The sequence below is a fragment of the Algoriphagus aurantiacus genome, from assembly GCF_035156405.1.
Classification (GTDB): Bacteria; Bacteroidota; Bacteroidia; order Cytophagales; family Cyclobacteriaceae; genus Algoriphagus; species Algoriphagus aurantiacus.
Map to the genome: position 1 here is coordinate 221,124 of NZ_JAXRUT010000002.1, position 22,801 is coordinate 243,924.

Below are 22,801 nucleotides of genomic sequence, written 5' to 3' on the forward strand. Positions count from 1 at the left end.
AAATAATATAGTGCGAGGAGTCCAGGATCGAGTGGTTTTTTCTCCCTTACAAAGGTTCAATAAAGTCCTTTTTATATGCCATAGGAGTTTTTCCGATTCGGTCTTTGAACTGCTTATTGAAATTGGAAAGTGTAGGAAAACCACTTTCGTAGCAAACCTGACTGATATTCAAATCCTCATCCTGAAGTAATTTACGCGCGTTGCTGATCCGTACATCCCCCAAAAAGTCAGAGAAGGATTTATTTACCCGAGTTTTGAAATATCGACTAAAAGCGCTTTCTGACATATTGGCTATAGAGGCTACATCCGTCAAAGTTATTTTTTCCTTAAAGTTTTTTAGGACATATTCCAGTATTTCTGAGATTTTATCTTTTTCATGAGCAGTATAACTACTCTTGTAATCTATATGGGTAATAGGTTCCAGCTCGGTGGAATGAGCCAAAACCTCAAGAATCTGCAATAGTCCGATAATACTCGCCCCACCTTTTCGATGAACTAATTCCTTCATCATTCTCACAACAGTTTTGTTGGTATGCCCTTTTATTTCCAAACCTCTGTCTGCTTTGGCAAGTAATTTTGCTATTTCCTCAAATTCCTCTTTTTGCAAAGCATCCTTACCTAGGAAAGTTTCAGGAAAATAGATTACAATGTCATGAGTACTCAATCCGTTCTCAGGATCAAAGTAAGCATTATCACTTCGCCAGACATGCGGAAGATTGGGACCAGTAAGCACCAAGTCACCTTCCTTGAAAGGCTTCATATGATCCCCGATATACCGGGTTCCTCTTCCCTTAAGTATTACATTCAATTGATATTCTTCATGAGAATGCCAGTATTTATCAAGATATGACTCCCTTAATTCTTTAATAACAAAAACCTTATTACTAGGAATTTTTGATTTTTGTAATGGCTTCTTCATTGGTTTTATCTGATTTATTCTACTATTTCTTGGCAATTAGTACGTAATTAATCATAATTCAGTCATTTTTCAAGCTAATACAGGAAGAAATGATGGGATTAATACATGAATTTAGTAAGCTAAAAAATACCTTAAACTTATTATGAATTTGAAAACCCCAAAATTACCAAAATCACCCTTCGCAAGTCTGGTGATCTTAATGCTTGCATTTCTCGCTGGATGCGGGGGCAAAGGCAATCAAAATTTTCTTTCATCCACAGAACCTAGGCGTGTAGAAATCCTGGTACTTGGCCATGAAAGCGAACATCACAATTCAGAAAAATTGATGATGTATTTGGAAACACCACTTTTTCAGCGAGGTATCAACCTTACTTACACTACTGATTTGGCTGACCTGAATTCCACTAAGCTGAATAACTACGATGGTTTAATGATCTATGCCAATCATGATCAGATCACTCCTGAGCAGGAAACTGCCCTAAAGGATTATGTTCAGAGTGGCAAAGCATTGATTCCTATTCATAGTGCTTCGTTCTGTTTCCAAAATTCACCTTGGTTCATAGAAACTGTTGGTGGACAATTTAAGTCACATGGTACCGGTGATTTCACAGCGAATATTGTAGATGCTGAACACCCTACTATGCAAGGTATCTCCGAGTTTGAAACTTGGGATGAAACCTATGTACATTCCCAGCTAAATCCAGACATGCACGTGCTGATGGAGCGAGTGGAAGGCGATCATAAGGAACCTTATACCTGGACACTTGAGGAAGGAAAGGGCCGTGTGTTTTATACTGCCTATGGTCATAATGAAAAAACCTGGGAGAAAAAAGATTTTCAGCAGTTAGTGGCAAATGGAATCCTTTGGGCCGTGGGCAATGATGTAAACAAGCTTTTAGCTGAATATAATATCCCTCAGCCTCAGTTTGAGGACGCGGAGATTCCGAATTATGAAAATAGAGATCCAGCTCCAAGATACCAGCTTCCTCTTTCTCCTGAGGAATCCATGAAGCTTGTGCAGATGCCGGTTGGTTTTGAGTTGGAGCTTTTCGCTTCCGAGCCGATGATAGTCAATCCTATAGCATTCACTTGGGATGAAAGAGGCAGATTATTTGTGATCGAGACGGTCGATTATCCTAATGAAGTCCGCAAGGAAAGTGGTGATGATGTGATCAAAATACTGGAAGATACAAATGGAGATGGCAAAGCTGATAAAGTCACTGTTTTTGCCGAAGGCTTGAATATCCCTACTTCTATAGTAGCTGTAAATGGAGGAATGCTAGTGTCTATGGCACCGGATTTTGTATTCTTTAAAGATACCGATGGAGACGATGTAGCAGATGTGCGTGAGACTATCATGACAGGATGGGGTAAATATGATACCCATGCAGGCCCATCAAACCTGAAGTATGGCTTTGACAACAAAGTGTGGGGCGTATTGGGATACTCTGGCTTTAATGGCACAGTAAGTGGCAAACAACACAACTTTAGTCAAGGTGTCTACAGATTCGATCCAGCTGGAGAAAATATGGAGTTTCTTGGCCGTACAAGTAACAATACATGGGGATTGGGATTTTCTGAAGATTTCGAAACATTTATCTCTACTGCAAACGGCCAGCACTCTGTGTACTTGGCTATGGATAATAAATATGTGAAGAGAACAGTGTACAAAGGGACACCAAATACTGCCACTGGCATTGATTCTCACTTTGATATGCCGCATATCACCCCTTTCCTAAGACAGGTTGATTGGCATGGAAGCTACACTGCAGCAGCAGGTCATAACTTATATACTGCAAGAAATTTCCCAGAGGAATATTGGAATAAGATGGCTTTTGTAGCTGAGCCTACAGGCCGAGTTCTTCACAATGCCAGACTGGTTGAAGAAGGATCTGGATATAAGGAGAAGAATGCATTTAACATCTTAGCTAGTTCTGACGAATGGTTCAGCCCGGTTCATGCGGAAGTTGGTCCTGATGGTTCACTTTGGGTGGCTGATTGGTACAATTTCATTATCCAGCATAACCCTACTCCTAGAGGATTTGATAATGGTGAAGGAAATGCTTACATCAATCCATTGCGTGACAGCAAGCATGGGAGAATCTACCGACTTACCTATAAAGGTGGTAAAGCTTCCAAAATGTTTGATCTGAAAGACGCTGACGGCGGCGATTTGATTAATGCAATGAAGAGTGATAATCTGTTTTGGAGACTTACCGCACAGAGGCTAATAGTAGAAAACCAGAATAAAGAAGTGGTTGATGGCTTATACGAACTGATCAACTCGCAGGAAGTAGATGGAGCAGGCATCAATGGCCCTGCAATCAATGCACTATGGACATTGAAAGGATTGGGAGAACTGGAAGGTAATAATTCAGATGCACAGGAAGTGGTAGAAAAAGCACTAAGCCATCCTTCTGCTGCAGTAAGAAAAAATGCTGCGAGGGTTATCCCTAAAAACCAAGCTGCTCTGGATGCAATCATGGCCGCCAACCTAATGGAAGACTCCAGTCTTCAAGTAAGAAAATTTGCCATACTGGCCGTTTCTGAAATGCCGGCATCAGAGGAAGTTTCCAACAAGCTGTTGGCCATTTCTGAAAATGCAGACAATGCAAAAGATGAGTATCTGCCACAGGCGATTTTTGCAGCAGCACTGACTCACTCTTCAGCTTTTGATAGTAGATCAGTTCCAGAAGCATCAGCGGCTGACTCGCTAATGGGAATTGCTGATAGAATTTCTAAAAGTCTGGTTTCTGAATTGTATTCTCTGAGTCCAAGAAATTCCCTCCTTTTCCCACCTGATCCATCCGGAAAAGAAATCACTATTGAAATGGAAGTGTCTCCAGGAAGAGAGGCTTTGGACGGAGTAATAGTAGCTCAGGGCAACAAGACAAATGGATATAGTTTGTACGTATATAAGGATGCTTTACATTTTGCTGTAGCTCAGGATGGTGATGTCAAAATCATCAGTTCACGCAAGAATCTACCTTCTGAGCAATTTGCAGTCACTGCTACACTACAGGAAGGTGGGAATATGAGTCTGAAAATCGATGATGAGGAAGTTGCTAAAGGCAAGACAAAAGGACTTTTCGCTTCTCCTTTATCTCCGGAGAATGTCCGTGTTGGACAGTTTGACTCAGAAAATAATACGGGTGACTACGAAGGCAACTGGAGATTCTCTGGCAGAATCGGTAATGATTCAAGCCTAGATTTGAAAAAGCCGGCTTCAGCAGAAGAAAATGAAAGTGTAGCATCTGTCGAAGAAGTAGAGATAGTTAAAAATGGGTTGATAACGCTTACTGCAATCCCCCATGAAATGAAATTTGATAAGTCTACTTTCGTAGTAAATGCCGGTAGCAAGTTGGTCGTAGATTTCAAGAATCCTGATTTTGTTCAGCATAATCTGATCATCGGAGCTATAGGCTCTTTTGAGAAAATCAGCGAAGCATCTATAAAAATGGCTCAGGACTTGACGGGAATGGACAAAAGCTTTGTGCCAAGTATTCCTGAAGTCTTGGCTGCGACCGGGTTGGTATTTCCAAATTCAGAAGATTCCATTATCATGACAGTTCCATCGGAAAAAGGCGATTATCCATTCGTCTGCACGCTTCCAAATCATTGGAAATCGATGAACGGAATCATGAAAGTGATATAAGTATGGCATTAGAGGTAAAATTCGGAGTAAGTACATGGCTGTGGACTTCTCCTTTTTCAAAAGAAACGCTAGGTCTATTTTCAAAAATAAAAGAATTCGGATATGATGTAGTAGAGATTCCAGTGGAAGACCCACAGCTAATAAATATTACTGAAGTGAAGCAAGCTCTTAATGATAACGGCCTGGAGGCCGTTATCTGCGGCGCTTTTGGAACAAGCAGGGATTTCACCAATGAGGATCCAAGCTTTCATAAAACCAGCTTTGACTACCTAAACCAGTGCTTTGAGATCGCAGCAGGACTGGGTTCTAAGTTTGTTGCAGGACCCATGTATTCAGCGGTTGGGAAGGCTAGGTTGGTTTCACTGGAGCAAAAGAAAATTGAGTGGGATCGTGCTGTCTCAAATCTTAGAATTGTCTGTGAGAATGCGCGAAAATTTGGTTTGGATATCGCCTTGGAAACATTGAACAGATTCGAAACTGATTTGATCAATACTTGTGAAGAGTTGATGCGTTTGATTTCTGATATCAATGAACCTGAAGCAAAAGTCATTTTGGATGGTTTTCACATGAATATTGAAGAGCCAAACCCAGAAGCAGCCATTCGAATGGCCGGAGATAAACTGATCCACTTCCAGGTTTCTGAGAACTATCGGGGAACTCCTGGTACTGGGATAACTCCTTGGGATGCATATAAGCGAGGCTTGGAGGCTATTAATTACCAAGGTGTGGTTTCTATAGAAAGCTTTACCCCCGACGTAAAGGAACTAGCAGGAGCTGTCTGCATTTGGAAGCCCCTAGTTCCTTCTCAAGATGGTTTTGCCAAAGAGGGACTTGAGTTTCTTAAAAAATGGGCAGCTGAATAACTTAAAGACAATTAACCCTTAACGATTTTTCATTAGCTAATTATTATGAGTAAAAAACAATTTAACATCGCAATTATAGGCCTTGGATTTGGAGCCGAATTTATTCCTATCTATCAAAAACATAAGTTGGCTAACATGTATGCCATCTGCCAAAGAAATAAGGAAAAGGCTGAAGAAATCGGAAAAGCTTTCGGCATAGAAAAAGTGTATACAGATTACGATGAATTGCTAAAAGATCCTGAAGTGGATGCTGTCCACATCAATACTCCTATTCAAAATCACGCAGAGCAATCGTTGAAAGCCCTTAGAGCAGGTAAGCACGTAGCATGTACCGTTCCGATGGCCACTTCCGTGGAAGACTGTAAGAAAATCGTAGAGGAAGTACAGCGAACGGGTTTGACTTATATGATGATGGAAACGGTGATTTATAGCCGGGAATTCCTTTTCGTAAAAGAGATGTATGAAAAAGGTGAATTGGGAAAAATTCAGTTTCTGAGAGCATCGCACCAGCAGGAAATGGCAGGCTGGCCTGGGTATTGGGAAGGCCTCCCTCCTATGCATTATGCGACACATTGCGTGGGACCTGTTTTGGCTTTGCCAAAAGCACAGGCTGAATACGTGTCCTGTTTAGGTTCAGGACGTATTGACGAAAACTTGATATCGAAGTATGGATCTCCTTTCGCTATCGAAACTTGCCATATTAAGTTCAAAGATTCTGATTTGGCAGCTGAGGTGACAAGATCCTTATTTAATACAGCTAGACAGTATAGAGAAAGTTTTGACGTATATGGCTCCAAAAAGTCTTTTGAATGGACATTGATTGAACATGAAGACTCTGTGATTCATACTGGAGAAAGTCCTGAAAAAGTGAAAATTCCAGATTATGGCCACTTACTTCCTGACGAGATTGCTTCTTTTACTACAGCTGGGGTATATGATGGTGATGACAATCAGCACTTATCCTTTATTCAGGGTTCCGGTCATGGCGGGTCGCACCCACATTTGGTTAATGAATTTCTGAATGCTCTTGCGGAAAAAAGAGCTCCATATCCAGATGCTCAACAATCTGCCAACATAACTTGTGTTGGTATCTTGGCTCATGAATCAGCAATGGATGGTGGAAAAATTATTCCATTGCCTGAATTCACACTTAAAAGTTGATACGAACTAGAGGGTTATTGGGAAAAACACCAATATCCCTTTTTCTAAAAACTTGTGAAAAATCAATAATTAATTCTCTAAATGCAACGAGTTTATTCAAATTTACGATTTGAATACTAATACAATAAACGGAATGAAAATTACAATTCTATCAAAGTCAGCCACGATTGTCCTCGCTGTCCTTTTGTTTGCCTGTGGAGGAGGAGAAAAAGCCGAAAACTCAGCAGACGAAGAAACCATTATGGCAACCACGCCCGCTGATATAGCTCCTCCAGTGGTCTCTGAACCAACTCAAGATACAGTTGGAGCTACGGAGGAAATAGAAGAAGCAGTAGAAAGTAGCACAAGCAACACAATATCAGGAAAAGACAAGGTGGGAAATTCTGATTGTCTATCCTGTCATTATGTAGACAGGCAAGTGATCGGTCCTTCATTTCTTGACATAGCTGCGGAATACTCAAATAATGAGGAAAATGTAGCAATGCTTGCGGATAAAGTAATAAAAGGGGGAACTGGTGTATGGGGAGAAGTACCTATGCCTCCGCATGCAACATTGAGTGAAGAAGATGCCAAAGATATGGTAAGATACATCTTAGGTTTAAATTAATAATCCAAAGACTTGGTTCACGCACAATGCAGCTTTTGAGTTAATTCTATTTGTATTTCTTCATTCTTAGGTAGAAATTTTAATTATAGAAAAATAGATTGGGTTACAAAACTAAAAAAGGTGGCAGAATGTTCTGTCACCTTTTTTTTGTAAGTATTCTTAATGAGAATATATTACCCCAAAAAGAAATTTGTATCCAAAAAACTTATTCACTACATTATATTGGAAATGAAAAACCATTAAGTAGAAATAGTTTAGACAAAGAGAACAAGACCGAATGGTAATCACTATTTAGGACGCGTAATCTATAGTATTTAAACTTATAATTGCAATTTCTTTTTATTGTATTCATTCAGATGAAATTGGTGTTAGTTCAGCAAACTTCAATATGCCCCATAGCCCTTTTACATTTTTAGCAAATAGCTCTGAGGAATTACAACAATTCCCCCAAATAAAGGAAATCGGTTTTAAAATAAATAATTCCATAAAGCTAAACTCATTCTCCTCCAACCGGGTAGATTATTTACGGATATATTTGATAGTGGATGGGAAATTTGAATGGTTAATCAATTCTAAACACGAGCTCCTATATCCAGGTGATGCTGCTATTATATTGCCTGGTCAAGAGATTGGAGGATTAAAGGAGTATATAGGAATCGGTGCATTTTATTGGTTACATCTAAAATTGGGAAAAACCTACCTAGATAGTAAAATTGATTTCGGTAAATGGAGTCGATTATCCAAAAGGGAAAGGCATATCATGTGGAAAATTCTGGTCATAAATGAATCTCCGGTCATAAACACCTCTGAACTCATACCCTATTTTCAAGAAATACAAAATGAAATCAGTGGACAGGAGTTGGGCTACACTACACGAGTCAACCACTTATTGGATTCGATGTTAATTCTCATCTGCAGATTGCTGACCAGACAGGCTGGCTCAAGAAGGGACTTTCCTCAGACATTCACCAATCTGGAAAAGAGCCTAAGGAAAAATCTTTCTCATAAGTGGACGGTGGAGGAAATGGCGGCTATGGTCGGTATGGGGTGCACAGCATTTACCGAGAAGGTAAAGTCTTATACCGGATTCCCACCCTTGCATTATTTAATTAACATCAGAATATCTGAGGCAATCAAACTTTTGAAGCTTCAAGAAGCAAATATTACCGACATTGCTCTGGAAACAGGCTTTTATTCTTCACAGCATTTCTCTACGACTTTTAAAAAGCTCACCGGACATACGCCAAATGAGTTCAGAAAACAAAATTCTCCCAAGGAATAAAACAATTCGAAACATGGAATGTATAATCACAATAGAAATAGGGACTAATGCCGTTAGAATAATGGCATTTGATCTGGCAGGAAATATAGTTGGTTCATCCAAGGGTTCTTACCCTACCTTCCATGTAGAGCCTGACTACAGCGAGCAGGATCCTGATCAGATGTTTATCACCATGCTTTATGTGATGAAAAACCTACTGAATGAGAAAATTCATCCTTTAAATTACCGCATCATCTCAATTTGTTTTAGCGCTTCAATGCATAGTGTTTTACCGATAGATAAGCATGGTGCTGCATTGGGAAACGCCATCACCTGGGCGGATAATCGGGGTAGAAAAGAGGCTGAAGATCTCAAAAGCTCATCGATAGGCAGTACAATATATAATTCTACCGGTACCCCGATACATCCCATGTCACCCTTGATTAAAATCGCTTGGCTCAACCGACAAGACCCGGAGCGATTCAGAAAAGCCTCCAAGTTCATCACCATCAAAACCTACATAATCCAACAGTTGACAAAAGAATATTATCTTGATTACAGTTTAGCATCTGCTACGGGGCTTCTGAATATTCATACCCGAAAATGGGAAGATACCGCCCTGGATTATGCCGGTATTACTACTGGTCGCCTACCGGAACTCGTACCTGTTTTTCATTCTCTAGGTACTATCCGGAAAGAATATCAAAAATCCCTGGGTTTGCCAAATGGAGTGAAAATAATTATTGGGTCAAGCGACGGTTGTCTTGCAACATTAGGCGGAGGTGTATGGGAGAAAGACAAGGCTACCATCACAATAGAAGACAGCGGGGCGGTACGAGTGGTGAGTGAGACCGTGCTGGAAGACAGCAAGCAGCGGCTTTTCAATTACCTATTGACGGATAAATATTATATCTCCGGAGGTCCAACAAATAACGGAGGAGTGGCTTTTGAATGGTTTGCTAAACAATTTGGAGACTTCAAAAACCTCTATGATGTTGAGAATGTCATGCAACACCTTGTTCATCAAGCAATGGATTCCCGACCTGGCTCAGATGGACTTTTGTTTCTACCCTATCTCTTAGGGGAAAGGGCTCCTATTTGGAATGCAAATGCAAGAGGAACATATTTTGGGATAAATATCAAACACGAGAAAAGGCATTTTATACGTGCCACTATTGAAGGCATACTCTACGAAATTTATAGTATAGGCAAAACACTCGAAGACCATAGAACAATCAATTCCCTTACTGCAAACGGGAGCTTTGCTTCCATTCCATTTTGTACACAGCTACTTGCGGATATTTTTAACAAACCTATAAGTATAGGTGTTAACCCCGACAGTATTGCACAAGGGGCATTTTTGCTCAGCGCCACGGATTTAGGGATCTATGATTCTTTAGATAACGCTGCTAAATCTGTAAAAATGGCGACCACGTTCGAGCCTTTCAAGCAAAACAATCCTATTTATATGAAATATTTCGAATTATTTGAAAGATTAAGCGTTAAACTCCAAGAAGAATTTTCTGAAATAACACGTTTACAAAATGAGAATTGAAGTATTATTCCCATAAATTAAACCTTTGTTATAAAATTCAAAGATTATATCATTTATACCTCTACAATTTACCATGGTACATTGGTTAAAATCATTTTTTTATGGAAAAATAATTTTTTTAAACATCACATCCTACATCCTTTATTTTTTCTAAGACTACCTCTACCCTGCTAGGAATATAATTGTTCAAAATCCAACGGCGGTCATTTTTGGAAGACTGAAAACATACCTTTATATACATTTAGATAAATTAAATTTATACACCTAAATAGATTCATATTTAAATCTATATAACGTAGAAATCATTCTAAATATGCGTAAAATTTGGATATAGTAAAGTTTAATTTTCAATAGATAATTCAATCTATTTATTAACAATAAAACCCAATCAAATGAAAAACAACTACTTGTTGTACGGCATTGCTGTGCTCGTGCATCTGGGTGTCTTGTCCCAATCGGGACTAGCACACGCATCCACAGACCTAAGTTACAGTATCTCAAACCTATTATTATACGAACAGCCCCCCAATCAAGAACAGGCAGTCATTTCCGGTAAAGTGACTGATGAAAATGGAGAATCCGTACCGGGAGTTACCGTACTTATCAAAGGCACTACTATAGGTACCACCACTGATATCAACGGTGAATACACCATAGAATTTGAGGAGGATAACAGTATCCTCATCTTTTCCTTTATTGGATTCACTACCCAAGAAATCCCAACGGCAGGAAAATCCATCATCAATGTGACGCTGGCAATAGACGAGAAATCACTTGAAGAAGTGGTGGTAACAGCGTTGGGAATAGAGAAGGAGTCTAAAAAATTGGGGTATTCGGCCACTTCGGTGAATACAGATGAGCTGGTGACCAACAGGACAACCAATGTAATGGAGTCTCTGGAAGGAAAAGTAGCAGGGCTTAATATAACTCCTCCTGCAGCTGGTGCGGGCTCCAGTACCCAGATCAGATTGAGGGGACAGTCGGCTTTTGCCGGAGCGAATAATGCTCCACTGATAGTCATCAACGGCCTTCCTATGGATCAGGGAGCAAGAGGAGTAAATGGAGTCGGCCAACAACGGGATCGAGGAGACAACCTTCAAAATATCAATCCGGATGATATAGAAAGTATGACCGTACTCAAAGGAGCCACTGCGGCTGCTTTATATGGAGCCAGAGCTGCCAATGGGGCGATCATAATCACTACCAAATCCGGTAAGGCTGGTACAGGTATTGGGGTAGATTTTACCTCAAGTTATACCAGTTCCCAGCCACTGAATTTTATGGACGAACTGACCCAGACAGAATATGGGATCGGGACCGGTGGAGTCAGACCCCAGACACAAGGCGACGCACAGTCTTATGGGCAGTTTGGGTTTGGTGAAAGATTAGACGGAGCGCCTACCATAAATTTTGATGGTGAAATGCGCCCCTATTCAGCTTATCCTTATCAGTTATATGACTTTCTACAGAACGGATCAAACTGGACAAATACTATAGGTATTTCAGGTGGTACCGGAAAAGGCAGTTTTAGGGTGTCTTTTTCCAATGTAGATGCAAAAGGTATCCAGCCGATGAACGAATACACCAAAAGGATATTCAATGTAGGCATTAATCACAGTCTCTCAGATAAACTTAAATTCCAGCTAAATATCAATTATGCCAACGAGTACAATCTGAATCCTCCTCAAATCGGTACTCAAGGAGATGGTGCTATCAACTTCTTCAACAGGATGGGAATCTCCACCCCCATGGCCGCATATAGAGATAATGCGGTGGATCCAGCCACAGGTGCCGAGTTACGGACAAATGGATTTCTAGGGACTATAAACAATCCATACTACCCTCTTCAAGGTGGTCAATATTTCAAAGAAAGAAGAAACAGGCTTTTAGGAACGGCTACCTTACGCTATGAAATAACCGATTGGCTCTATGCTCAAGGAAGGATTAACTACGATTATGGAACTGTGTTCGCAGAATGGAACAGACTGAATGGTACCGGATCTGCTACCTTATTCCAGGACGATGGGACCTACCGGGGCAATTATGACCTGGCACAGACCATCACCACAGATATCAATGCGGACTTTTTAGTCGGGGTTGACAAGACGTTTGATAAATTCTCTGTTGAGGCAAGTTTTGGCGGTAACACCTGGCAGCCGCAGTGGCAAAACACAACCCAGTCTTCCAGCAATTTTGTGGTGGCAAACCTATATTCTATTGCAAACGGTACCATCAGAAACCAAGGCTATGGCTTTTCAGAAAGCCGTGTAAATTCCTTATATGGATTGGCAGAATTTGGTTATAACGGAATGCTATACCTCAACTTCACAGGTAGAAATGATTGGTTTTCAGTATTGAATCCTACAAATAATTCCAAATTTTACCCTTCTGTCTCAGGTAGTTTCATTTTTTCTGAACTACTGACCAATGTCACCTGGCTCTCTTATGCCAAACTACGGGGATCATGGGCAGAAGTAGGGAGCACAAACGGGGTGGGAACTTACGAAGGGCTCCTGACTTACAGCATAAACCAAAACCAGTTTAATGGTCAGACTTTAGCTGGTGTAAGCGGGAATTTTGCTCCCAATACTAATTTACAGCCATTCACAGTCACAGAAAAGGAAATCGGTCTGGAAGTGCGCCTCTTTGACAATAGATTGTTGCTGGATGTTGCCGCTTTTGAAAAAATCACCACTGATCAGATTCTAGATGTAAAACTATCCAATACTTCAGGATATACCGATTCCAAACAAAACACTGCTTCATTAAAAAACAGTGGACTGGAATTCCTCATTGAGTATGCCCCAATTGAAACAGCCAGTTTTCGTTGGACGAGTAGCTGGAACAGTGCTTACCTTACCACTAAAGTATTGGATGTGGGAAATGAAAGCGGAACTATGTTGGTGGTTTCTTTCAACGACACGGGGAATGAATTTCTAGGCCAGTTACGATACACAGAAGGATTCCCTATGAACCAGCTGTACACCAGAACCTACCTGAGAAATGAGAATGGTGACATACTGGTAACTGATCAAGGCCGGCTAAGAGCCACTAATTCCAGTACACCGGGAGGAGAAGATACAAATGGATTTCTGCCGATCGGAAGTTCTATCCCTAAGCATACAGGAGGTTGGACAAACACATTTACCTACAAGAAATTGAGTGTTGGTGTACATATAGATTACAAGTTTGGTGGGATGATTATGTCCTCCACTCATCTGAATATGCTTAGACAAGGGCACTCCCAGCTTTCTCTACAAGGCAGAAGAGAGGGCGAAAATGGACTGATATTCCCAGGTGTATATGATAACGGGGAGCCAAACACTACAGTGGTGTCAAATTTACAAGGCTTTTACGCTGACTATAGAAACCTACAAATCGGTGATCCGCTTGTTTTCAAATCGGATTTTGTAAAGCTGAGAAATGTATCAATATCCTACAACTTGACCGAAGCCATAAGCAGTTTGTCATTTATGAAATTCGTGAAAGGTCTGTCTATATCAGCTGCAGCCCGAAATCTCGCAATTCTTTATAAAGACCTGCCAGGCTTGGATCCTGAAGCAGTACAATCTTCAGGGGATTTTAGGGCAGGTTACGAAAACTCTTCCCTGCCTACTACCCGAAATTTTAACGTCAGCTTAAATGTTAAATTCTAAAGCCATGAAATCATTCAAGCAATATACTCTATTAGTGACCGCATTACTTCTTTTGGGGAGCTGTGACAAGGATTTTATAGATATTAATACAAATCCATATGCAGTGACAGAAATTGACCCGGCTTTGTTATTTGCCGGAGCTCAGAGAACCCATTTGGGAAATTGGACAGCAGAACACACCATTGTCCAGCAATTTGTAAATCCTTACAACCAAGGTGCTACGTTGGGATTTAATTTCAATGAAGATATAGATGGGGTAAGTAATCCCAAATGGGATCAATCCTATCCAGGCCCCATTAAGAACATGATGCAGGCCATGAGTTTATTAGGTCTGGATACGGAGCGAAGTAATCTGTACAATATGCTGAGGATATGGAAAGCCCAAGTATTCATGGGCTTGGTTGATTCCTACGGAGACATACCCTATTTCGATGCTGGAAAGGCAGTTACCGAAGGGGTATTCTTCCCGGCTTATGATGACGATGCGGCTATTTATGAAGATCTGCAAAAGGAATTGACTGAAGCTGTGTCTGCACTGAATCCGTCTGCAGACTATGTAGCAGAAGATTTGTTTTTTGGCAACAACAGTGAAAGTCCATCAGGCAATGCCTCAGCGCAGGTAGAGCAATGGAAAAAACTTGGCAATTCGCTTCTTCTAAGACTAGGAATGCGCTACTCGAAAATAGATGAATCCAAAGCTCAAGCCATAGTAACCCAAGCATTTAATGCCGGTGTGATGACTTCCAACGCTGACAATGCCTATGTGAAATACGACGGAACCTTATATACCCAAAATGAAAACAGCAACTTAAGGAATTTCTCCTATTTCAATTATGCGGCTGAGCCATTTGTGAACCAACTGAAGTCAACAAATGATCCCAGAGGTCAATATATACTGGCCATCTATGAGGATCCTGCAGCTGTGGCAAATGACTTTAATCCAGACACTGAACTAACCAACCAATACGGTGTTCCTGTGGGTGTGATCAGTACTGATCTGGCAGATCCAAATGGCCCATACCGGGGAGCCAGGGGTGGTGGACTTGACTATTCCCAGTTGAATATTTATTCAGTGGTGTCCCCCGCAGCTCCAGACTTTTGGGTTACCTATGCGCAGACATCCTTTCTGCTAGCGGAAGCTGTGCAAAGAGGATGGATAGCGGGAAACGCCCAGACTTATTATGAAAATGGTGTAAGAGCTGATTTGAAGGTATATGAACTTTATCCACAAACTAACCCGATTACTGATGCGGAAATCGAAGCATATTTGGCTCAGGATGGAGTTGCATATAATTCTGAGGATGCCCTGAAACTTATCAATATCCAGTATTGGATAGCAAACATCAGAAATGGAACAGAGGCTTTCGCAAATTTTAGAAGAAGTGGATTCCCAGAATTAAGCCCAAATCTGTCCAACAATAATCTCCAAGGTGGATTTGCAAGACGATTGTCCTATCCTGATTATGAAGGTTCTACCAATACGGATCACTACACCGCGGCTTCTGAAGCTATGGGTGGAGACAATTTACTTTCCCGTGTATTCTGGGATATTCCCTAAATTCCCGGAAAGAATCACGCATATTGTTTTCGTATGGGTCAATAATAGTATGAATAAAAAAATCGGATTTTAGGAATAGAGTAGAAAGATAGGGATTAGTTCCCTATCCGTCCTCTCACACCACCGTACGTACAATCCATGCACCTAAAAAAGGTGGCAGAACGTTCTGCCACCTTTTTTCATATTTAATATAGATCGGGTTATTATTTCTTTTGATTTGTAATCGAACTGATCTAACTACTACTTTACTCTCGTCCCTTCAGCATCAAACATGCCCATCAAATCACCATTCGCGTGGTCATCGTCCACTTTTGTCAGGGAAAGAGTTACATCATAGCCGCTTATGTTAAAGGCAGTATTGATCACATCTCCGCTGATCGTAGCTGAACTCATTTTCTTCTCTTCAGTAGCTCCTTCTTCCGTAAAATAGCCTGTTGTCTTACCATCTTTCGTTTCAAAGCGCAGAGGGATAGTAGCGTCGCCATTCGGGGTTCCTTTGACAAGTACATTCCATTTACCTTCAAAATATTTTTCATCCGGACTAGTTAGTGCAAACGCCAAACTAATCGATACTAACAGCACCAAGCTGCTTAAGAATGTAATTTTAATTTTCATATGATTATAATTTGATTTTAAAGGCCATCCCGATAGCTATCGGGAAGAATCTCGCATAACGGATAATCATCCCTCTGTGTGATGCTTTCGTCATGCTCGATTTCATAGGGATTTGGGTAAATGTTTTAAATTGATACAATAAGAAAAAAATACCTGAATACTCAAATTTTGGGGAAAGATTTTTTATACAAAAAGTCTTTATAGGTAAGATTTGATCCACGCAGATCCCTGATATAAACAGTAAGATCCTACAGAAAGTATGATGTGTAACGTCTCTGGGATTAGCAACATGGACATCAAAAAAAACCAAGCAAATTAGGGATGATGAAAGCTCGGCTGCCTTAAAAAGCAAATAGGAAAACATTTCTGTTTTCCTATTTGAGCCTCCTATCGGGATCGAACCAATGACCTACTGATTACAAGTCAGTTGCTCTACCAGCTGAGCTAAGGAGGCTTATTCCCTTATTGTGATGCAAATATAGCCGTTCACTTTATTTGCTCCAAACCCTCAGAAAAGAAAAATCCTATCTTCCTTATTCTGAGTGAGAAAAATTTAAAACTCCCTTAATATTGACAGCTTACTTTTCAATTTCCCGATTTCTTCTTCAGCTTTTTGAATTTTAAGATCAAACTGATCTTTCAACTTGTCTGCTGTTTTGGAGGCAGCAAAGAATTCTAAATTGTTTTTCCAAAGCGTGATGTTATTTTCCAACTCAGAAATTTGCTTACGGATACCATGCTCTTTCTTGTTCAGCGTTTTCACTGAATTAGGATCTGACTGTAGTCTGTTCAGATTTAACCTAAACAAAAAGTCTTCTCTTCCTTCACCTTCAGGACTTAACTTCTCCAGGTAAAGATCTACAGCTGTTTTGAATTGGGCTTGTATCTCTTTCATGGCTTTCCTTGGTACAAAACCTAGATCATTGAAATCACCAACTAACTTGGTCAACGCTTCCTCGGAAACTTCGCCACTGGCAGCTGCATCAGTTATCTGCTTGCAGATAGCCTGCTTGCTAACAAGATTATTTTCGAACTCAGCATTGGATTGCTTATTGGATTCTCTCCTATTGTCAAAGAAAGTATCACAAGCAAGCTTAAAACGCTTGTAAAGGCTGTCTCTGCTTTTCTCAGGTGTTGGGCCAAGTTTTTTCCAATCTTGCTGAAGCTTCACCAGAGCATTGGCTGTATTTTGCCAATCTGTATTGTCTTTTAATTCTTCTGCTTTAGTGATTAATTCCTCTGCTTTTGCTTGGTTAGTCGCCCGAATCTCATCTAATTCTTTAAAGAATAAATTCTTATTATGGAAGAATTGCTTGAAGGATGCCCAAAATGCCTTATTAATTTCCTTACCGGATTCTCTAGGCACTGGTCCTATTTTCTCCCAGCTTTTCTGAACTTCCAAGATCTCTTTAGTCTTGATATTCCAATCACGGATTCTATCAGCTTTAAATTCAGCGAAGGGCTTTAATGCCTCAATTAAAGCTTCTTTTTGGTCTTGATTTACCTTGAAAACTTCTTTTTGGCCTTCATAGAAGTCCTTTCTACGATCATATACCGCATCAGATGCACCTTTGAATTTTTGCCATAATGCCTCTTGCTCATCTCTAGGAACAGGGCCAATGTGTTTAAATTCTTCATGAAGGTCATTCAAAGCTTTGATTGCATCTTTTAGATCTTTTACATCTTTCAATGCCACAGCTTTTTCTACAAGCTCCAATTTACTTTCTAGGTTTTTCTTACGATCGAGTTCTTTGAGCTCAAAATAGATACTTCTATTGTCATAGAAGCGATCCATCAGTGCATTGTAGCTAGCCCAAAGACTTCTATTTTGTGAGGGTGGTACTTGACCTATACTTTTCCACTCTTCCTGTACAGCTTTGATTGTAGCCATACTTAAGGTGGTTTCTTCTCCATCGACTAGATCTCGGAGTTTATTTAGCAACTCAGTCTTCGCCGCTAAATTCGTTTCCTTTTTCTTCTCAGCCTCTTTACGAAGCGCTCCAAGTTGATGACGGTATTCGTAATAGTAAGTATTGAATTCTTTCTCTTCATCGCTTGGACGGAAGTCAAAATCATCTTCCATTCCACCTTCAGCTTTGAATTTCTCTAGCGCTTCCTCTTTTTCCTTTTGCGTGAATTCATCAAAAGCCGTCTTGATTTCATGGACAAGCTTATCAATTCTGTAAATATTATCTTGCTTAATCTTACTTTTCAGTAAAGCTACTAGTTCGATTTTGGAAAGTGTGGTGACATCAATTCCTTCTTCATGGTGTTCATCTTCTTCCTCTTCTGATTCGTTATCCTCAGACTCTGCATCTGTAGACGGTTTAGAGGGATTAGGCTCTTCCTCTGCTTTTGTCTCGGAGGTTACTCCTTCGTCACTTTCAGACGGAGCAGTTATTTCTTCATTTGAAGCAGGCTCAGTTATTTCGGATGATTGGATCTCAGCTTTAGCTTGGGATTCTTCAGCTAATTCTTCACTAGTTTCTGCAGGCTCAGCTGTGTCTTCTGAATCCTCGGATGGTTCTGTAGCAGTAGCTTTCTCTTCAGCAGTCTCAACTTCAGGTACAGACTCACTGGTCTGATCAGCCACAATTTCTTCGTTAGCTTCAGAATTAGTTTCCTTTTCGATACCCTTTGCCTCATCAGAATTGGAGGCTTGAGTCACCTTGTCCTTGTCGGACAAATCATTACTTTTATCAGTCATAAAAACAGTACTATTAGGCGGCAATATGGGCAAAAGTAGGGATTTTGCCTAATTTAATCTTGGATCAAGAGGATAATTTGCTATTACTTTAAACTCCCCTCCCATATTCTTGAGCAAGTTTTTCCATAGTTCTTCGGGGGTAAAATCAAACGTTTTCTCTCCTAGATTTTCTCTACAAATAATCCAAGTTTCATCTGACAACTCTTCATCCAATTGATCAGAACCCCATCCACTATAGCCTAGGAAAAAACGAACTGAATCCGGGTCAAATACACCTAATTTCAATTTTTCGACTAATGACTCATAATCTCCTCCCCACCAAATATTCTCCCCTAAAGAAATACTTCCCTCCAAGGTCTTTTCACCAACATATATAAAATGTAAGGTATTCTGTTCAACAGGCCCACCAACAAACACATCCTTATCCAAAAAAGCTAATGCTTCCACAAGTTCACCCAGTTTAAGGATTGAAGGTTTGTTAATTATTAGGCCAAAACTCCCCTCTTCGGAATGTTCACATAGTAAAACCACAGAGCGAACGAAATTTTCGTCTTGCAAAAATGGCTCGGAAATTAGAAGATCACCGGCCTTAGGGTTACGTTGTTCATCTTTACTCATTCTTATCTAAAATCTAATTTCTCGAAAAATATAGACCATAATTTTTTAAATGCAATGCCTATAGTAGTTTTATATGTAAGATTTTATTGATTAACAACCTCCTATGAACATCTCAGCAATACGTAAAGACTATTCTATTAAATCTCTGGATATCAGCGATGTAAATTCAAATCCAATTATCCAATTCGGGTTATGGTTTGAGGAGGCTATAAATGCAGAAGTTCTGGAAGTCAATGCCATGACTGTTTCTACTTTAGGCTTGGATGGCTCTCCCAATGCTAGAATTTTATTATTAAAAGGTGTCGATACAGGTTTTGTTTTTTTTACCAACTATATAAGCGAAAAAGGAAAGGAACTTGAAAAGCATAATACTGCTTCTTTGACTTTCTTCTGGCCTGAGTTGGAGCGTCAAGTTCGCGTACGGGGGGAAGTAGAAAAAATAACTGCTGAAGAATCCGATACCTATTTCTTCTCTAGACCTTTAGGATCACAAATTGGCGCATGGGTATCACCACAGAGTCAAGTGCTCGATTCACGAGCAGATCTTAATGATAGACTGTTAGATATTGAAAATCAGTTCACTAAGAAAGAAATAACAAGACCTCCTCATTGGGGTGGTTATCGATTGATGCCATCGACGATGGAATTCTGGCAAGGCAGACCAAGTCGACTTCATGACAGAATCAAATACGATCTAAAAGATGGTAAATGGACAATCGTAAGGCTAGCACCTTGATTACTTCAGCTCAAAAAGATTATCAGTACCTATCATGCGCTCCACAGTAAATCCTTCGCCATATTTCACTAGGATTTTATGACCAAATTCTCTAGCTCTAGCCTCAATAAATGGAAGAAAATCAGGATCAGATATAAAACTTGCAGGTTCTTCGCTTGAAGGATCGTAGAATTGAGATTGGAACGCTAAAATACTGTCGATTTTTATTTGCCAATAAGGAGTAATATCCATCACTAAATCTGGTTCAATGTAATTGTTTTGGATATAGTGATAGACAAATTTTGGTCTCCAGGCCTCTTGAGCAACCCCATCAAGATGGGTTTCTATCTTGCGAAGCCCGCTCATAAAGCAAGCAGTACTTGCCAGGTTAGATCCTTTTTCATGATCTGGGTGTCTATCAGATACAGCATTCGCCAAAACAATATCCGGCTTGTATTTTCTGATCATTTCGATCAGTTTCAACTGATGTGCTTCATCATTTTGAAAATACACATCCTTGAAACCTAAGTTTTCTCTGGCAGATAGTTTAAGAATTTTACTGGAAGCATCCGCTTCCTGAAGGCGTATTTCAGGCGTCCCACGCGTTCCCATTTCGCCCTGGGTAAAATCCACCACTCCTACTTTGTATCCTCTGGCTACGTGCGAAGCTATAGTTCCAGAACATCCTAACTCGGCATCATCAGGATGTGCGGAAAAAACTAAAATATCCAGCTTTGTCATTTTCTAATTTTGCTATTTAACACGAAGGTTCTGTCCTATTCTTAAAACTTCTCTGGTAGATATATTGTTTAATCTAGTCAACGAACTGACAGATACGCCGTATTTACGTGCTATGGATCCTAAACTTTCTCCTTTTCGAACTTTATGGTAAGCGTTTGTTCTAGCCTGAATGATATTTCCAAAAAGATCAGGAGTTATTAAATAGTTTTGGCCCAAAATTTTATAATCAGGAAAATCATATACCTTCTCAGCATCAAATGCTAACCCCCGATAGCGTAGCTCATAGTGCAGATGTGAACCTGTACTTCTACCTGTACTCCCCCCTTTTGCTATTAAGTCGCCGGCCTTTACTTCCTGGCCTACATCAACGAGTTGTTTAGATAAATGGCCATAAAGGGTTTCTATTCCATTTTTATGGCGAATTACAATATAATAGCCATAACCATATCTATCGTAAGATTTCACGCGCACTATTCCATCAAAACCGCTATATACAGGATCACCTGTATTCAAATCCAAGTCTGTTCCATAATGCCACCTTCGCCATCTATAGCCATAAGGTGAAGTTACTGGAGTTGTCTCTAAAGGCATTTTCCAATTGTATCCAAAAAATTCGTCATAAAGACGAATGTTTACAGTATCAGTAAAGGTTTTGGGATCGAAATTATAAATGTCAATTTTATTGGAATCCCATGATGAGTAATACTCAAATGCTGTGACCCAAATACTATCAATTTGAATTTGTTCAGAAACCTTGATAAGTTGATTAGTTGGCGCCCAGATCATGATATCCTGATCCTCACTAATGATTGAACGTACGCGACCTAGATTCACATTATTTTCGAAAATAATAGAATCAGTAACTGAAGATAGCGTCCTAAGGTAAGATTCCTGATCGAAAGCCCTCAATTCTATATTTCTCCTCTCTTGGCCTGCTCCAGAGGATTGTGTAGTGTTATTTTTCTTAATAATCTTTGGAAAAATTTGAGCATTGACACTTAAAGCGCCAATGCTCAGATTTATACAAAAGACTACAAATAGGATCGAATACCTCATTTATTGGGTTTAATCATTCTCGAACTCTGCCAAATAGCGCTCAGCATCTAAAGCGGCCATACAACCGGTACCCGCCGCAGTGACTGCCTGTCTGTAGATGTTATCTTGAGCATCTCCACAAGCAAAAACGCCTTCTACATTGGTTTTGGTACTTCCTGGGATAGTTTTGATATACCCGGCATCATCCATATGAATAAACTCTTTAAATATGCCGGTGTTTGGTTCATGACCAATAGCAACAAAGAAGCCAGAAATAGCGATTTCTGATTTTTCTCCTGTTTTGTTGTTAAAGATTCTTACCCCATTTACCTCATCATCCCCCAGTATCTCATCAGTCTCTGTATTCCACAGAACTTCGATCTTAGGATTGTTTATTACACGTTTTTGCATAATCTGAGATGCACGCATTTCATCTTTTCGGATTAGCATATAAACCTTACTACAGATGTTAGAAAGGTATAAGGCTTCTTCACAAGCAGTATCCCCTGCTCCAACTATCGCAACTTCCTGACCTCTAAAAAAGAAACCATCGCAAACAGCACATGCAGAAACACCTTTGCCGTTCAGACGAGTTTCACTTTCAATTCCAAGCCACTTGGCAGAAGCACCAGTTGAAATCAAAACCGTATCTGCGTGAATGGTGATTTGTTCATCGATGATCACCGTATGTGGCTTTGTAGTAAAATCTACACTTGTAGCTAAGCCATATTTTACTTGAGTACCAAAGCGTTCCGCTTGTTTTCTAAAGTCTTCCATCATCTCAGGGCCAGCCACTCCGTTTGGATAGCCTGGATAATTTTCAACATCATTTGTTATGGTCAATTGACCTCCTGGCTGTCCGCCAGTATATAGTACAGGAGAAAGTCCTGCTCTAGAAGCGTATATAGCTGCAGTATATCCTGCAGGTCCTGATCCAATGATCAAAACTTTTACTTTTTCAATTTCTGGTTTCATTAATAGTAAAGTATTAAATCGGGCAAATTTTATGAATTCTACTCTAGTAACAAAGTTGCATATTGTTAAAATTCCCTAAGCATTTGACACTGGGGAAATATTACACTGACGATCAGAACTAAGGCAAAACATGTTGAATAAAAAAAGGGGGCTAATAACC

At 40.1% G+C, this 22,801-nt stretch carries 16 protein-coding genes and 1 tRNA gene; 9 read left to right on the forward strand and 8 right to left on the reverse strand.

The window, feature by feature from the left end; genetic code table 11:
- Positions 1-46: 46 nt before the first annotated feature.
- Positions 47-919 carry an AraC family transcriptional regulator gene (locus SYJ56_RS02855; protein ID WP_323832124.1) on the reverse strand — a complete coding sequence of 291 codons (873 nt, stop codon included), beginning with the start codon at positions 917-919 and terminating at the stop codon, positions 47-49.
- Between the two features lie 142 nt (positions 920-1,061).
- Here SYJ56_RS02855 and SYJ56_RS02860 point away from each other — a divergent pair, with 142 nt between their 5' ends.
- The 8 genes from SYJ56_RS02860 to SYJ56_RS02895 all read left to right on the forward strand — a co-directional run bounded on the left by SYJ56_RS02860 (position 1,062) and on the right by SYJ56_RS02895 (position 15,235).
- Positions 1,062-4,574 (forward strand): PVC-type heme-binding CxxCH protein, encoded by a 3,513-nt coding sequence (locus SYJ56_RS02860; RefSeq protein ID WP_323832125.1) that lies wholly within the window; start codon positions 1,062-1,064, stop codon positions 4,572-4,574.
- A gap of 2 nt (positions 4,575-4,576) precedes the next feature.
- A complete protein-coding gene (locus SYJ56_RS02865; RefSeq protein ID WP_323832126.1) occupies positions 4,577-5,437 on the forward strand; it encodes a sugar phosphate isomerase/epimerase family protein in 861 nt (286 codons plus the stop codon).
- A gap of 45 nt (positions 5,438-5,482) precedes the next feature.
- Positions 5,483-6,598 (forward strand): Gfo/Idh/MocA family protein, encoded by a 1,116-nt coding sequence (locus SYJ56_RS02870; protein WP_323832127.1) that lies wholly within the window; start codon positions 5,483-5,485, stop codon positions 6,596-6,598.
- Positions 6,599-6,731: 133 nt separating this feature from the next.
- Positions 6,732-7,205: a c-type cytochrome gene (locus SYJ56_RS02875; RefSeq protein WP_323832128.1), complete on the forward strand. Its 474-nt coding sequence runs from the start codon at positions 6,732-6,734 to the stop codon at positions 7,203-7,205.
- A 388-nt stretch (positions 7,206-7,593) separates the two neighbouring features.
- Positions 7,594-8,487, forward strand: coding sequence for a helix-turn-helix domain-containing protein (locus tag SYJ56_RS02880; RefSeq protein WP_323832129.1), 894 nt, complete (start codon positions 7,594-7,596; stop codon positions 8,485-8,487).
- Positions 8,488-8,500: 13 nt separating this feature from the next.
- On the forward strand, positions 8,501-10,021 hold the full coding sequence (locus tag SYJ56_RS02885) for a gluconokinase (RefSeq protein WP_323832130.1): 1,521 nt from the start codon (positions 8,501-8,503) through the stop codon (positions 10,019-10,021).
- 392 nt (positions 10,022-10,413) lie between these two features.
- On the forward strand, positions 10,414-13,677 hold the full coding sequence (locus SYJ56_RS02890; protein ID WP_323832131.1) for a SusC/RagA family TonB-linked outer membrane protein: 3,264 nt from the start codon (positions 10,414-10,416) through the stop codon (positions 13,675-13,677).
- A 4-nt stretch (positions 13,678-13,681) separates the two neighbouring features.
- Complete coding sequence (locus SYJ56_RS02895; protein ID WP_323832132.1) at positions 13,682-15,235, forward strand: SusD/RagB family nutrient-binding outer membrane lipoprotein; 1,554 nt, start codon at positions 13,682-13,684, stop codon at positions 15,233-15,235.
- Positions 15,236-15,475: 240 nt separating this feature from the next.
- Here the strand turns inward: SYJ56_RS02895 and SYJ56_RS02900 are convergent, their stop codons facing one another.
- From SYJ56_RS02900 to SYJ56_RS02915, 4 genes are all read right to left on the reverse strand, one after another.
- On the reverse strand, positions 15,476-15,796 hold the full coding sequence (locus SYJ56_RS02900) for a hypothetical protein (RefSeq protein ID WP_323832133.1): 321 nt from the start codon (positions 15,794-15,796) through the stop codon (positions 15,476-15,478).
- A 435-nt stretch (positions 15,797-16,231) separates the two neighbouring features.
- A tRNA-Thr gene (locus SYJ56_RS02905) sits at positions 16,232-16,304 on the reverse strand.
- Positions 16,305-16,403: 99 nt separating this feature from the next.
- A complete protein-coding gene (locus SYJ56_RS02910; RefSeq protein WP_323832134.1) occupies positions 16,404-18,557 on the reverse strand; it encodes a DUF349 domain-containing protein in 2,154 nt (717 codons plus the stop codon).
- Positions 18,558-18,605: 48 nt separating this feature from the next.
- Positions 18,606-19,175: a YqgE/AlgH family protein gene (locus tag SYJ56_RS02915; RefSeq protein WP_323832135.1), complete on the reverse strand. Its 570-nt coding sequence runs from the start codon at positions 19,173-19,175 to the stop codon at positions 18,606-18,608.
- A 103-nt stretch (positions 19,176-19,278) separates the two neighbouring features.
- Between SYJ56_RS02915 and pdxH the strand changes: the two genes are divergently transcribed.
- Positions 19,279-19,911: a pyridoxamine 5'-phosphate oxidase gene (gene pdxH / locus SYJ56_RS02920; RefSeq protein WP_323832136.1), complete on the forward strand. Its 633-nt coding sequence runs from the start codon at positions 19,279-19,281 to the stop codon at positions 19,909-19,911.
- On the opposite strand, the gene bshB1 is transcribed toward pdxH, so the two are convergent.
- The 3 genes from bshB1 to trxB are packed head-to-tail and all read right to left on the reverse strand — an operon-like array spanning position 19,912 to position 22,641.
- Positions 19,912-20,631 (reverse strand): bacillithiol biosynthesis deacetylase BshB1, encoded by a 720-nt coding sequence (gene bshB1, locus SYJ56_RS02925; protein WP_323832137.1) that lies wholly within the window; start codon positions 20,629-20,631, stop codon positions 19,912-19,914.
- A gap of 12 nt (positions 20,632-20,643) precedes the next feature.
- Entirely contained in the window at positions 20,644-21,687 is a 1,044-nt protein-coding gene (locus SYJ56_RS02930) for a M23 family metallopeptidase (RefSeq protein WP_323832138.1), read from the reverse strand.
- Positions 21,688-21,696: 9 nt separating this feature from the next.
- Positions 21,697-22,641, reverse strand: coding sequence for a thioredoxin-disulfide reductase (trxB, locus tag SYJ56_RS02935; protein ID WP_323832139.1), 945 nt, complete (start codon positions 22,639-22,641; stop codon positions 21,697-21,699).
- Positions 22,642-22,801: the final 160 nt, after the last annotated feature.